The organism is Alkalihalobacterium sp. APHAB7, from assembly GCF_048323755.1.
Taxonomy (GTDB): domain Bacteria; phylum Bacillota; class Bacilli; order Bacillales; family Bacillaceae_F; genus Alkalihalobacterium.
The window spans coordinates 1-14,053 of record NZ_JBLWFS010000025.1; the positions used below are offsets into that span (position 1 = coordinate 1).

General features: G+C 33.4%; 15 protein-coding genes. 12 read left to right on the forward strand and 3 right to left on the reverse strand.

The window, feature by feature from the left end; translation table 11 throughout:
- The first annotated feature begins 229 nt into the window (after window positions 1–229).
- Window positions 230–673: a hypothetical protein gene (locus ACNSTQ_RS18465; protein WP_418201272.1), complete on the forward strand. Its 444-nt coding sequence runs from the start codon at window positions 230–232 to the stop codon at window positions 671–673.
- A gap of 270 nt (window positions 674–943) precedes the next feature.
- Here ACNSTQ_RS18465 and ACNSTQ_RS18470 read toward each other — a convergent pair whose 3' ends face one another.
- Window positions 944–2,584, reverse strand: coding sequence for a hypothetical protein (locus ACNSTQ_RS18470; protein WP_418201273.1), 1,641 nt, complete (start codon window positions 2,582–2,584; stop codon window positions 944–946).
- 497 nt (window positions 2,585–3,081) lie between these two features.
- On the opposite strand from ACNSTQ_RS18470, the gene ACNSTQ_RS18475 reads away from it, so the two are divergent.
- Window positions 3,082–3,480 (forward strand): GyrI-like domain-containing protein, encoded by a 399-nt coding sequence (locus ACNSTQ_RS18475; protein ID WP_418201274.1) that lies wholly within the window; start codon window positions 3,082–3,084, stop codon window positions 3,478–3,480.
- 599 nt (window positions 3,481–4,079) lie between these two features.
- Here ACNSTQ_RS18475 and ACNSTQ_RS18480 read toward each other — a convergent pair.
- Entirely contained in the window at window positions 4,080–5,516 is a 1,437-nt protein-coding gene (locus ACNSTQ_RS18480) for an RNA-guided endonuclease InsQ/TnpB family protein (protein WP_418201275.1), read from the reverse strand.
- 275 nt (window positions 5,517–5,791) lie between these two features.
- Here ACNSTQ_RS18480 and ACNSTQ_RS18485 point away from each other — a divergent pair, with 275 nt between their 5' ends.
- From ACNSTQ_RS18485 to ACNSTQ_RS18515, 7 genes are all read left to right on the forward strand, one after another.
- On the forward strand, window positions 5,792–5,935 hold the full coding sequence (locus ACNSTQ_RS18485; RefSeq protein WP_275118880.1) for a hypothetical protein: 144 nt from the start codon (window positions 5,792–5,794) through the stop codon (window positions 5,933–5,935).
- 88 nt (window positions 5,936–6,023) lie between these two features.
- Window positions 6,024–6,542: an NUDIX hydrolase gene (locus ACNSTQ_RS18490; protein WP_418201276.1), complete on the forward strand. Its 519-nt coding sequence runs from the start codon at window positions 6,024–6,026 to the stop codon at window positions 6,540–6,542.
- Between the two features lie 240 nt (window positions 6,543–6,782).
- Window positions 6,783–6,932, forward strand: a complete 150-nt coding sequence (locus tag ACNSTQ_RS18495) for a hypothetical protein (protein WP_275118883.1) — start codon at window positions 6,783–6,785, stop codon at window positions 6,930–6,932.
- Window positions 6,933–7,618: 686 nt separating this feature from the next.
- Entirely contained in the window at window positions 7,619–8,140 is a 522-nt protein-coding gene (locus ACNSTQ_RS18500) for a hypothetical protein (RefSeq protein ID WP_418201277.1), read from the forward strand.
- Window positions 8,141–8,213: 73 nt separating this feature from the next.
- Window positions 8,214–8,561 (forward strand): hypothetical protein, encoded by a 348-nt coding sequence (locus tag ACNSTQ_RS18505; RefSeq protein ID WP_418201278.1) that lies wholly within the window; start codon window positions 8,214–8,216, stop codon window positions 8,559–8,561.
- 1,100 nt (window positions 8,562–9,661) lie between these two features.
- Window positions 9,662–10,213: a uridine kinase family protein gene (locus ACNSTQ_RS18510; RefSeq protein ID WP_418201329.1), complete on the forward strand. Its 552-nt coding sequence runs from the start codon at window positions 9,662–9,664 to the stop codon at window positions 10,211–10,213.
- A 572-nt stretch (window positions 10,214–10,785) separates the two neighbouring features.
- Window positions 10,786–11,616 carry a GGDEF domain-containing protein gene (locus tag ACNSTQ_RS18515; protein WP_418201279.1) on the forward strand — a complete coding sequence of 277 codons (831 nt, stop codon included), beginning with the start codon at window positions 10,786–10,788 and terminating at the stop codon, window positions 11,614–11,616.
- Between the two features lie 89 nt (window positions 11,617–11,705).
- Here the strand turns inward: ACNSTQ_RS18515 and ACNSTQ_RS18520 are convergent, their stop codons facing one another.
- Complete coding sequence (locus tag ACNSTQ_RS18520; protein ID WP_418201280.1) at window positions 11,706–12,269, reverse strand: cysteine hydrolase family protein; 564 nt, start codon at window positions 12,267–12,269, stop codon at window positions 11,706–11,708.
- A 198-nt stretch (window positions 12,270–12,467) separates the two neighbouring features.
- On the opposite strand from ACNSTQ_RS18520, the gene ACNSTQ_RS18525 reads away from it, so the two are divergent.
- The 3 genes from ACNSTQ_RS18525 (at window position 12,468) to ACNSTQ_RS18535 (ending at window position 14,044) form a co-directional block, all read left to right on the forward strand.
- A complete protein-coding gene (locus ACNSTQ_RS18525; RefSeq protein ID WP_418201281.1) occupies window positions 12,468–12,791 on the forward strand; it encodes a hypothetical protein in 324 nt (107 codons plus the stop codon).
- 428 nt (window positions 12,792–13,219) lie between these two features.
- Window positions 13,220–13,432, forward strand: coding sequence for a hypothetical protein (locus ACNSTQ_RS18530; protein ID WP_418201282.1), 213 nt, complete (start codon window positions 13,220–13,222; stop codon window positions 13,430–13,432).
- Window positions 13,433–13,609: 177 nt separating this feature from the next.
- Window positions 13,610–14,044: a hypothetical protein gene (locus ACNSTQ_RS18535; RefSeq protein ID WP_418201283.1), complete on the forward strand. Its 435-nt coding sequence runs from the start codon at window positions 13,610–13,612 to the stop codon at window positions 14,042–14,044.
- Window positions 14,045–14,053 lie beyond the last annotated feature (9 nt).

Consider the following 14,053-nt stretch of genomic DNA (forward strand, 5'->3'; position numbering starts at 1 on the left):
CGGTTTAGTTGACGGGATCAATGCCCCACGAGCAGTTACGTTCTACCCTGGCTACTGTTATAATAAGACCATATAAAAAAAGGTCAACCAGAAATATTTTCTTATCTGGCTAACCTTATAATACGAACGAAGCAGGTTTGTTTAAAAAATAATTACCAATTATTAACCAAAGTATTATTGTTACATGATAAGGTATAAGAGATAAATTTATTTCTTAGGGGGAATAGAGATGAAAAATCTATTTATAACTTCAATATCTATAATGATTATGATACTAGCTGGATGTTCGAATGAAGAAGTGACTAATTATGAGTACACGTTTATTGGTGAAGGTGAGTTTTGGGAGGCTGAATATATTTACGAGGGGGCGGAAATATGGGGTGAAGAAGAAGGAGTAACCACATATTCTAATGAAGCCAATTATGAATTTAGAATAACTTACAAAGGGTCAGTTGAAGATATCCAATCAATAGAAAATCTAGAGTTTTCTTATGATGCAAGGGCTAAAGGAGGTAGTAGGAGTAGGGAGTTTGATGAACCCCCTAATGACATTACGTTTTCAACGAGTGGTTCTAGCACTGGGGCAAAAGTACAAGAGGAAGAGGTTATCAAAGTTAATGTAAAATGGGATGATTTTGAAGAGTCATTTGAATTGATAAACCGAGAGAAATGATTAAAAAAATCTTTATTTCAATTAACGGAGGCGATAGTTAAATTATGGGCTGTAATAGATGCAGACGTTTTTTAGCCAATAGATTGTAAATGAGGTTTAAATAAAGAAGTAGATTAGTTAAAATTTCTTCTCATCATAAAAATATGATTGCTTGTACGAAGAAATGCAAACTCTCATATAATCAAGGTGTAATGAAAGAGTCATTTTGTTTGGCCTCAGAGGAAAACAGCACTAGATTTTAGTGCTGTTAGATAAGAAGAATTACCATTTCTAATATTGGATGTCTATTATATCCCTATAGTTGTTTCTCTTTTTTGTAAATAAGATTGCACGCCCCCAGATAAAGTCAAAAGGAGCTGAAGCCACTTTGGTTTTTTGATTGACATAACTTCTTATGACTACAAAAGCATCTTGATTGTTGTCAATACCATATGCAGATCCTAGAGGGTTGCCAGTACTATAAGGAATAATAATTTCATTGCCTTCTGTGGTACTTCTTGCCATTTTGGCTACATAATAGAACTTATCATTTTTAAACCATTCAGGAAAATATTCATCGGCAGGATACTGAAATTCATTTGTAAACGCGGTTCCTGCAACGCCATTCCAGAGATCATCTCCGTATAAACCAAGGTTGAGATATGTTGCAAATCCCGTTTGAGTGTTGTTGACACCATATATAATCACAAAATCATCATCGGTAGCTAATTGAAAGGTTTCCGTTTTAACATAGATTGTATCTCTGTTATCAAGCCAAACATTGACATCCTGTAATATCCCCTCATAGGCATCAGGTATAGCGAGATTAAAATCCAAATCCACAATATCATATTCCGGGTGTCCGTATTTACTAATAATTTGATTTCTCAGGTAATCCAGTGTCTCTCTTGCTTTTGGGACAATTTGAAATTCAGTCGTACCTGTCTCTCTTATTTTAAGTGATGGTATAGGCCAAGGTTTTGTAGTAGGATAGGGGATTTTGGGGGTAATACGCAACACCGTAAAATACTCATCAAGATTGGAAATGTAATCCCAGCCAATATCCGGATTTTGAAAAATGGCAGCTCTCGTGAGAAACTGAAAGTGATCTTTGCCCCTTTCTAGTCCCATTCTGACTAGGTCCATAGGGATAATATCATCGTTCATGATACCCGTGTTAAAGCCTGATGCAACAAGAGCATTACGCATTTGCTCATTAATTCCTTGGTCTGCAGTGGTAATGATAATTGTAGAACTGTCAAAGGGATTTCCGGGGCTTCCATAAGGTGTACGATCAGTCCAGATAAAGTTGTTACTTATTTGATCCCCCAGGCTGGCACCGATAAAGTGATAAAAACCAATACGTTGATCCCCTGTTGTAACTGTATCACTGTAGTCCTTTTTAGGTTTATTTTCAACAAATCCCAGATAACTTCTAAAACTAAAATAAACTGACGGTGGCGGTGTCTTTCCAATTAAAACAATTGCCTCGTCAGGACGCAGCTTATAGTACACCCCCGTCATTGCATAATCAATATTGGGTGGGTAATTATTTGGGTCGTCAGGATTATAGCCACTTGGTGGTCGCTGCCCAGGTGATGGTTCCTGATTTGGTGCAGGGGGAAGGAGATAGGTTGCATAGGGTGCTCCTACAATATTCCCGAAAGCCGAGTCAACTTTACCTTCACTGGCCAGCTTTAATATATCAATATATCTTAAGTTTCCTTTCTGTACAATAAAACCTCGTTCTTCTAAGTTTGAGATAAAATTACTTATGCCGTCTTGTTCATTAAAGTAAGGAGTATAGATTGGTGTGTTGCCCCAGTGAGGAGATGGGTATGTTTTGTAAGTAGTATTATGCATATTAGGTGGGTGATACATGGTTGGGGTAATGCTGTAAGGATAGTAGCAGGGATTATACATATTATACATTCGGCTCATTCCTTTCATAAGACTTTATAATATAAAGTAAGTTATGGTTAGGAAGGGTAACTCAAAACTACTGATTATAAGGATGTGGGATGAAAGGGAATTTTGAGATGAAATAGATGCTTAGATTTAACACTAAAAACTGATACGTAACTTTAAAATTAGCGACTAATACTTTCCTGCCCTACTCCTTTGAGTCTTAACAATAGTTTAATATTATGTTAATCCCACCTCATTCGTTTTTGTGTTATTCCGCTTTATTTTATTCCTTCAAATATTTGTACTATAACTATTTTATTTATGATTCACGGTAAGACGGAATTCGAGGGTATTTCTTCTTCGGGTTATACCCATTATTAAAGTGGTTGATGATGGGTGGCAGAACCTTCAACAAATGTGAACTATTATACTTAAACAAACGAAGAGCAATAGTTTAATAAAAAGGGAAATTGTGTTTTTTATAGAATTAAGTAAAAAACACAATGAGCGGGGGAATTTTAATGAACCTAACAATTATTAAGAGTGTTAGAACTAATAATTTTAACGATAACGCTATTATGCAAAAGATTACAGAAATGTGGAAAGAGGCATCAAGTATTTTGAAGCATCATGATGAAGTTAAATATGGTCTGTATTATGATTACGAGAGTGATTATAAAGGCGATTATACATTAAGTGTAGCCATTGAAAGTAGTGATAACGAACCCACAATTAAAATTTCGAACAAAAGTAAATATGAAATTTTTGAGGTGGATACATCAGATGAATTTGGGATACTTAACGTTTGGAAGGAGATATGGAGACGTGAAGAGGAAGGAGATTTGGTGAGAGCTTATTCAACAGATTTTGAAAAATACTATCCCAATGGTCAAATTGAGATTCACATAGCAATTAAATAGTTTACATCGCTCATTAAGTTCCTTCAAAAAGATAGATATCTCTCTCGAATAATAGCATGTGTAGGGGCTAAATACGTTGATATATTGAATTAATATTCTTACACTAACAAGTGCGATCGTAAAAAATTACGGGCTGTAATAGATGCAGCTCGTTTTTTATGCCTCTGTACTGGAAAATGATGTTAAAATAAAGATGCAGTATTGTAAATTAAATACAGGATGTAGTTAACTATTTAATTGAAAACGAAGAAGTACATCCAGATGAAATTATAGCTACTCACGTATATAAAAAAGGATTTCCACAATTAGGTGTTTATTATTCCAATGATCAAGATCATATTTACTTTTATTTTAAAGATCAAGTGAGTAATGAAATATCATTTTGGGAGAAAAGAAAGATCGATACAGTCGTTGATCATTGGGTTGTTCCTTATTTAGAATATGAATACTCCCACCACTTAATTTCTACGAAATTTGAAGTGGGGGTTTCTGAGGTATCGACTTTGGAAATGACGATTAACCATCAGTGGAGTTGACACATTGGTGTGCTAAAAACACCCAACCCCGCTATCCCATTGGTCTTGCCTTTGGGATTACTTTTATTTGATTAGGAATGATGTCGGTTGCAGTAAGCATTTATAGTCTGAAAAAGGTTCTTCAAATGCATGTTTGAATACCTTCCTCATGATGTTGGCTGCTCCGTTTACATCTGCATTGATAAGAATTCCGTTCTTCGAACGGTAAAGACCACGACTAATACGCTTGCCAGAAAATGATTTTTTCGAATTGCTTTCACCATAAACGGGAATATCATCGTTATCTAGGAAACTCACTTTTGAAGTATAAGACTCTTCAGTAACATGGACTTTGATTCCATGTCTCTCTGCCTTGTATTTAATCATCTGGATTAAAAGGCTGTGCGGAATGGTTGTGAATGCTTGGTTATTTTTTTTGCCCATATTGGAGCATTGCTTCCATTCTTTGTTGTGACCGATAATGATGGTATCAATATCATCTTCTAAAACGATTTTCTCAATATGATGACTGGCTTTATGAAACAAGTCTTTGATTTGGTTAAAACGCTTATGGTTAATTCTTTCTAAACGCTTGGAGGTAAACGAACCCTCTTTTTCATTTTTTCCATGACGAAGAATACCCGTGAAATGGGCTTTCAGTTGATTATACCGTTGATTGACAGATTTAATATTTTTGCCCTTCACTAATACAGTTTTACCTGTGTTTGTGACGATGGTTGCAAGATTATCATTTCCTAAGTCAATCGACATATAACGTTTCTTGGAAACTTTCATTTCTTGTTTCAAAGGAACACTAAAAATTAACTCAACAACATAATGTCCGTACCTTGGGTTCACACGAACTTGTTTGAGTTTACCTTCGGAATAACCCAACTTTCCGATATTCAAACGGTCTTTTGTTTTGGGAAACTTCAAGTACTTATTATCTTTAATCACACAATCTTGATTGGAAAAAGAGACTTCTTTTTCTTTAGCACGACTATATCCTGGGATTTTGGGTCTTGCCTTGAACTTATTTGGATTGGATTTGTATTCTCGTAAACTACCATAAAACGATTTCCAGTTCTGGAATACTGTTTTCATTATTCCTTGACTTGATTGAGCAGGGAGAGAGCGATAGTCGTTTTGTGCTAAAACCTTAAACAAAGCATCCAAAAAGTTGTAATTTACGTAAGGTTTCTTTTTTGACGGCAACTCAAATAAATTACATTGGATGTCTTTTTGTGTATCTTTCTCTTTCTGCATTTCTTTTTTCATTTTTTTAAAACAAGAAATGGTCTGAACTTCGTTCATTTTATCTATGTTTTGATACAACATTTCTAAAACTTCTTTTTGGAGGGGTTGTAGCTCTTTGCTTGAATAAAGACCCGTGTAAATTTGGCGAATAAAAAAATTAGTCGTATTATGCATATTTTTTGCGTTTCGACACATCTCTTGAAAGTAAGAATGCATACGATGTCCCTTTTTCACCCAAACTTGGATTGTTTTGTAGTTTTCCATTTCAATATCACTTCCAAACATATGTTCCTAAATTTATTTTACCAAAAAAGTTAAGAAATTCTAGAGATGACACTCAAAACCGCCAATTCACCTCCCACCTAAAATTCTAACAAATTTTTGAGGAAGGAGTCCTCTTGGCTGAAATGATAGAATATGAAAAGGTTAAATCCTCTATCAAGCTATTATTATTAGTCTTAACAATCCTAATGATTTTATAAAATTAATGGTTGGATTATTAGCGAAATTTTAATACATAACAGAAAGCAGGAAACGAGTTGGAATTGTTAATTTTGGTACTACTATTTGCTGGTTTATTTGCAATATATGACGCAATAAGAAAAGTGAACAATAATATCCTCGAGCAGACCGAGGAACTAAAAAAGATCCGTGAAGAATTAAAGGAGAACAATAAAAAGTAGTGTGATTTCAATAACGCATACGATCGCTTAAATAAAGGTTAAGTCGTTTAATCTCAAAATATGACAACTGTAAATTGGAGGTACGCTGGTGGAATTATGGGATGTGTATGATATAAATCGAAGCAAAACAGATCGTACTTGGGTTCGTGGTATCGAGCTTGCCCCTGGGGATTTTCATTTAGTTATTCATGTATGTATTTTTAACTCAAACGGGAAAATGCTCATACAACAAAGGCAGTCCTTCAAAGAAAGTTGGCCTAATCTGTGGGATCTCACTGCAGGAGGGAGTGCCACAGCTGGGGATACAAGTCAAACGGCTGCACAAAGAGAATTGTATGAAGAAATTGGCTTGAAATTAGATTTTCAGCATATACGACCTCATTTAACGATAAATTTTGAGAATGGATTTGATGACATTTATTTAATTCAAGAAGATGTGCAATTACATACGCTCACTTTACAGTATGAAGAGGTTCAAAACGTGAAATGGGCAAGCAAGGAAGAAATTTTGACGATGATCAAAAAGAAAGAATTTCTTCCATATTACGAAAGTCTTATCCACTTACTATTTGATTGCCGAAACAATCGTGGAACTATTCAAAGGTAAAAGAATTTAATAAACAAACTGAAGGAAATTCAGCCAGGAAATTATTGTTAGGAAGCTTTAGTTAGCGACTAATGCAGAGTGTTGGGTCTGAATTAATGCGTTAACGAGTTATTAATGTTTTACTGATATTTACAAAAGTAGCGCACATAATAAAGTAATAAGGTTTACTCAGTAAAATAAGGTATAGTATATTTGTTGAATAGCTCCTGTTTAAAAGACAAGAAAAGTAGGTGAAACAAAGTGGGAAAATATCAATTGGATGCCAAAAGTAAGGTAGCTGTGAGAAAGTATCAAGAAAAACAGACGCCTGCGAAAGTTGATAAAAAGCAGCAACTCGAAAAATTACGTGCGGAGTATTTGAAAAAGAAGGAAAAACAAACAGATAACTAATTTGAATGAAAACATAGGAAGACTAAAATCTCCCTATGTTTTTCTTATTCAAAGTTTTTTTCAACTATAAGCAATTTTATAACTTTACCTTTATCAATAATCGTTATGGCCTATGCGATCAATCGTATATTAAAAAGAAAAAGGTAATTCAACAAACGGTAAGCGTATCAACAGGACTATATTCAATTTAATGAAAATAAAATCTATATTGCCAACTCAGCTGTGGAAAAATTTTGTGAAGAATTTGTTGAAATACATTACAGGTATGAAAATGGAAAATTAGTTAAACAATGATTTGCTCATAATTACTATTTTTAAAAGATACAAAATGGATCTTAGCTATGAGGAAATAGAGGGGTTTTCAAATGATGAAAAAGATTAACATTTTGTCATTTATCTTATCAATAATTTGTATTTTATTATTTTTTATCGTTTCTTTTTCAGGTCCAATAGATTATTCCATAAATAATATTTACATTGGGATTATCAGTGTTTTTAACTTTCGTTTTATTTTTTGGAAACTTGTTAAGCTAAAGGGTAGCGTTTCTGCAATAAGCAGAGACGCATTTTTTTTACAACGTAAAAGGAAATTAATGTTAAAATTATAACAATGGTTATTCAAGTAACGAAGCAGGTTTCTTGAATAAAGAGGATTGTTTACTATCATTTAAATAGGAGGTATCACATTGAGTAAAAAAATAAAAAATATTTTCAGAATTTCTATAATACTAAATTTATTACTTATTGCAATTGTAGCTTGGGGAGTTAATAAAAATAACTACGTTATAGAACGGGTTCTTACGATGAATGTCGCATATAATTTATTTTGGTTGGAAGAAAAGATTTCTCATCAAAGTGATAATGATTGGTCAGACCCAAGTTTGGTTACTGCTGAATTAAAACAAATATTCGATGGAATTTATCATAGTCTGAATGTCGGTTCTGAATCAAGAACGCTTTCAAATAGTGATAAAGAAACGCTTGAAAATTTGATTCGCAGTTTGCAAAATTATCAACGTTATCCTATGGAAACATTGGATAGTTATAGCGATTTAACGGAAGAGGATAAAAAGGATTATGAAGAATTAGGGGTAATACTTCGTGAAGTGGGATTTGTACTTAAAGAAATGAATGATTTTGGTTATTGGGAAAAGAATTCCCTTATAAAAAAATTCGGGGAATTATCAGAAAAAATCAACGCTCAATAAGTTAAACTAACGGGTACGATAAAAGAGCAGAATAGTTCTAGAGTTTGAACAATTAGGAGGAGGGTTATCTGTTATGAAAAAGGGAGCTATGGTTTTGGTTTTATTTTTATTATTAATATTAATAGGGTGTTCTCAAAACTTACCTTATGCAGAATCAGAGGAACGATATAAAATCTTTTATATCGCACCAGAAAATAAAGATGATGAACACTTTGACCATTTTCAATGGTTTACTGATTTTCATGAAGAAAATACAGATGTAGGTATACTAGTGTATGATTTACATTTAACAGAAGAAACATATCCATCATTAGATGCAAACGAAGCACCATACTTTTATATATTAGACCAAAAGAAAATTCTTCTCGAAACAAACGATTTTGAAGAAGTACGAAAATTCTTGGAAGAAAATATTGAATAAGTTATTCAGCTAAAGGAAGGCGATAGTGAAAAAATTAAAATAGAGTTTGGGGTCTGTGACAATGGATAGATTTTTATTTCTTTTTGGCATTGTAGTATTTTTCTTTAGTTTCATTTTTTTCATATTGAATTTTTTTACTGAATATGACGGAACAGCTATGATTTTCTCTGTTCTCGCTATGCTTAATGCAAGTATTGCGATAGGTGTTTCAGAAATTTTATCAAGGACCAAAAACTTGAAATAGATTTTTATTCAAGTAACGGAAGCGATAGCTTAATTAAAAGCTATCGTTGTTCAGCTAACGAGGGTAAGTATTATAGGGGCCTAATATGGATTGGATATTTTCATGGATTGCGATTTCGATTGCAATTGGTGCATTTGTTGAAGTGGCAATTAAAAATAGGAAATTAGAAAAAAGAATAAAAGATTTGGAAGATAAAATAAAGTAGATTGTTTTTACTCGCAAATTGAAAAGTAGTGTTTAAGTATAGAAGTAGTTGCTATACTGTAGCCTTTGTTGAGGATATAAGTAAAGCATATCAAATTGTAAGATTTACAATATAATGTTTCGATATCATTTGGGGTGGATATTTAGGAGGAACATGGTTATTAACAAATTTCGTATGATTAGGATGTTATATCCGTATTCAACAAACGGGTAGTGATACTTTATATATCATTTTATTCAAATCGTTAACGAAAAATGTTGAAAGGATTGGTATCAAATGAGTAAAGGACGTTATCTACTATTTGCATTGCCAATATTATTATTAATTTATATCGTTATTGATTTTTTTGTTGAAAATCACATGTTTTCCTCTATTTTAAAAGGGGTAGGTTCGGGTTTTATGGTATTAATAGCTATTAAGATGAATCGTAAATGTTAATTACTAAAATATAAGCTTGTGAAGGATTGCACTTCAAGTAACAGGAGCTTTAATGCAACAAGCTGTTGCTACTTGTGGTGGCTACAGGGGAGGGAAATTTACTTCACTAAAAAGTTTGGTGGTATGTTAGAAATTTAACAACTAAGTGGTGATATTATGAATTTTAAATCTAAGAATGGTGAGTTCACTAATTTCGAGCAATTGGTTCGTTCAATGGATTTAATTCCAAAAAAACAATCAACTTTGTTAATTGGAATAGACGGTTGTGGCGGTTCAGGAAAAAGTACATTAGCAACTAAATTAAAGGATCATGGTTCTAACATAACTGTTGTCCATATGGATGATTTTTATTTACCAACTTCACAAATTATAAAGTTAAGTCCAGAGAAAAAGCCAATTGGTGCGGACTTTGATTGGAAACGTGTATTAAATCAAGTTCTTGAACCACTTAGTAATAATCAAGAAGGACACTATCAGCGCTATGATTGGGAGAAGGATGATTTAGTAGAATGGCATACAGTTCCGATCGGAGGAATTGTTATAGTGGAAGGTGTCTATTCTATTCGTGAGGAATTAGCAGCTAAATATGATTTAACCATTTGGGTTGACTGTCCACGAGAAACAAGGCTTTTGCGAGGTCTTGAAAGAGATGGGGAAGAAGCTCGTGATATGTGGGAAAATAATTGGATGGTTTCAGAAGACATTTATGTTATCGAACAAAAACCATTTGAAAGAGCAGACCTCGTAGTTAATGGTACTAAATAATATCTTTTTAAACTTTTACATTGAAGTATTGTATATGGAGTTTGGTTTTGCTGTCCAGGAGTTGAGGACAAACAACTGTAGCATAATTTCAAAGAGTTATTGAAGGTTTGTTCAGGCAGACTACCGTGGATCATTAGAATTGACTATCAAATTAACATAAATAACCTACTTAAGACGATTACGCCCAAAGTGATCGTCTTTTCATTTTTTGACGCCTTCTGTATTTACAACAATGTCTTCCTCATATAATGCTTACTTTTTGAAAGAATATACTTAATCTAACAAGAGGCTATATATTACCACAATTTTTAGGAATAAATGATAATTATATAGATACCAAGTAGCTTTAACTTTGTAGTATAATATAATTAATACTTTAGGCTTATATCGGAATTTTTAAAAAAAGTGATAAGAACCTTAGGGAATTTAATATTGTGTTTAGCATGAATAGATATCTAAATAATGAGAAAAACCTGGGTTCCTTTGATAGGTGAACTCTAGTTACTGGTGAGATTATGGACCCAAGCTATTATAAATGGCTGGAATAGGTAATATCGAATGGAGCGAATAGAATGGGAAAAAATAAGATATTTTTGTGGATAGGTATAATAATTATGACATTTTTACCGGTTGGACTTGATATTATTTTGTATTTACATCATTTTAATTTTCCTATTATATGGACCATTCACATACTACCATTTGCTTTAATCACCATTTTTTACCCTAGTTGGAAAGTAGTCATTACATCCGGTATTATATTAAGTTTAATTAAAGCTACAGTTGTTATTATAGGGCAGCGTTGGTGGGATATCTTTGGAATTATCATGCATATTAGCAGTTCGATACTGGGTTGGATAATCATTTTATTCTTGGCCTATTTTAGAATAAACTATGAAAAATTATTAAATGAAGTAAACCGTAAAGCAATAACCGATCCGTTGACTGAAGTTTATAATAGAAGGTATTTTGATCAGTATCTTGAAGAAGCTGTAAGTTTAAGTGAAAAACCAGCTGTAATCTTAAGCATCATAGATATAGATTTCTTTAAACGAATTAACGACAACTATGGGCATGTTTGCGGAGATCTTGCATTACAACATGTAGCTAAGACAATCAAAAATAACGTGCGAGAATCGGATGTAGTTGCAAGGCTGGGTGGAGAAGAATTCGCTGTCATTTTTTCTAATACAAGTATGGAAGAAGGAGAAAAAATTTGCGAAAGAATACGTGAAGCCATAGAAAAGACTGAATTTAGATACAAAAATCAATCTATTTATTTAACAATAAGTTTGGGTCTGTCAAAACATCATGGTGAAACGATAAATGACTTTATAGATAATTCGGATAGAGCATTATTTCAAGCGAAAGAAAGTGGTCGAAATCGATTGGTTGTTAACTAAGCTTGGTTCTTATTTATTAGTTTAAACATCAGAAAAAAGGGAGGCTGTTTTCGAAACAATCTCCCTTTTATATTTAATCAGCTAATTCATTAGTTTGTGGCCACTTCTTGTTGAAGGAAGTCCTCTGTCGAAATTACATTGGCATATATTCCGTTAAGTGCACTGATAAATGCATAATGAACCTGCTCAGCTGGCACGACCTTCCCTTGGTAAGCTAAGTCCGTTGTAGTACATGCATCTTCAATAAGTGTGGATTCAAAGCCTAGCTCCATTGCTGCTCTTACTGTGGCATCCACGCACATATGTGTCATCATACCTACAATGACTAGCTTCGTCACTCCATTTTCTCTTAAGTGGCTTTCTAGTTCAGTGTTGAAAAAGCTGTTAGGCGCATGTTTGATGATAATATTTTCATTTTCTAATGGTGAAACAGCTTCGTTTATTTCGACTCCTTCTGTATTTGGAAGAAAGAAGCCTAACCCTTCGTCAGCTGCGATATGCTGAACATGAAAAATATTTTCTTGGTTATTTTGTCTAAACCATTCAAGAATTTTACCTACATTATCAGCTGCTATTAGTGGATTACTTAACTCCATTCTTCCGTTCGGAAAATAATCGTTTTGAATATCAATAATAATTAAAGCAGTGCTCATCTATTCACCTCATTAAGATATTTAGTATAATATAAGTGTATTAAGTATATTAATTATTATGAATTTTTAGATAAAGTAATTTTAAAAAATCTATTAATTTTACGGTGAAAGTTGTTTTTTAAAACATGAGTAATATTAATTTTCAGGCCCTTCGAAGCTCACCGAGAATGGCTGTTACCATTAACAAGTATTGTTTTCATGATGATGAGGATTTTAACTCTACCAGAACATAATAGTGGATTTATAGGTAAACCAAAGCCAATCATCAATACTAATCTACACCATTCTACATTTCCAGAGGGTTATAAAGGGTATGGATACATTCAGTTATGCGAAAGGTCTAAAATCTATCTTAAAAATGATAATCAAAAAACCTTAATATCTCCTGCACAATTGTCGTCCTTTTCACGACCTGCAGGTGATTCAGATGGAAATTATCAAAAAGTTGGGGTTTGGATTACACCTCACAATGAAGATAACTTCATGATTAATGCTGCTGAAGTTGAAGTGTTAACGGATTAGAAGGGGTGTAATCGCTGATTAGAGAGCGATTCATCAACTCCTATCTAAAGAAATAGTCTTGCATCCCTCTTTTAATAGAGTGATGTAGAATTTAGCGGACTGAGAGGCTCTTATTTGCTAGGAATTACGCCGGAATCAACGAAATTGGGCTAAATAAGGGCCTCAGAGTCCGTTACGATAATGAAATCATAGGATTTTTTTCAAATATCGTCCTCTCAGTCCGCTAAACACACAATTCGGTAGTTGTAGCGGAAAGGGTGCGAATACTAGGGAGCTCTATTACAAAAATTGTCGTTACAACACCCTTTTTAATTCCATTAGCCGTTTGATATAGGTATAGATGATGAAGTTATGGTACTATCAAGTTAACAAATTCATATTGCATACCAAGGTAGAGACACTAAATTAAAGAATATAGGAGTATTTTTATGTCATTAGCTAATGGAGATATCGGATTGCTAGTTACTTTTTTAGTTATTTTATTTTTTTTAATGTTTGTCATTGCTATTATGGCGAACGTCATTAAGTTTGTAAAAAAACAATCCAGCGAAGAAAAGGACTTGAAAATCGAAGAATTACACAATGAAATTGAAGAGTTAAAAAAAGAAATTGAAGAGCTGAAAAAAGATCAAGATGTGTAGTGTAAATGAATTAGGGTGGCAGCTAAGGGCGTTTCTGCAAGATGGCAGAAACGCTTTTTCACTCCGATCCAATCCGGTTGAATGTGAAACCCTTTTACTGTTAACACGTTTAACTATCATACAAACTGAATGGAGTTTACTAATAACGGTTCAGTACTTAAATGAGGTGATCCTTTTATGAAAAAAATTCTAATGATTTTTTTAGCCACATCGATTACTTTTGGATTGACGATGTTTATCAATGGTCGTGATGTTTCAACCAGTATCACATCTGGTTTAGCCTTTGGAATTTTTATGACGGTTATTTTAGGGGCTATGAACTATCTTTTAGTCAAACGAGTCGGTGGAAAAGCTGAAAGTAGTGTAAGACAAGAAAAAGAAATCGAAATTTACCTGCCTTACAAAGACTCCTTTGAGCTGTGCAAAAACTCTCTTTCTAGTATTAACGGTACCAAAATTACTTATGAGAATTTAGAAAAAGGGATCATACAAGCAAAGACAGGAGTGAACTTTCAAACATGGGGTGATAAACTAGAATTTCATATTCATAAAGTCGATGAAGAAGTTTCTAGCGTATGGGTTCAAAGCAGGCCGACGTTCCAACCACTTTAATTGATTACG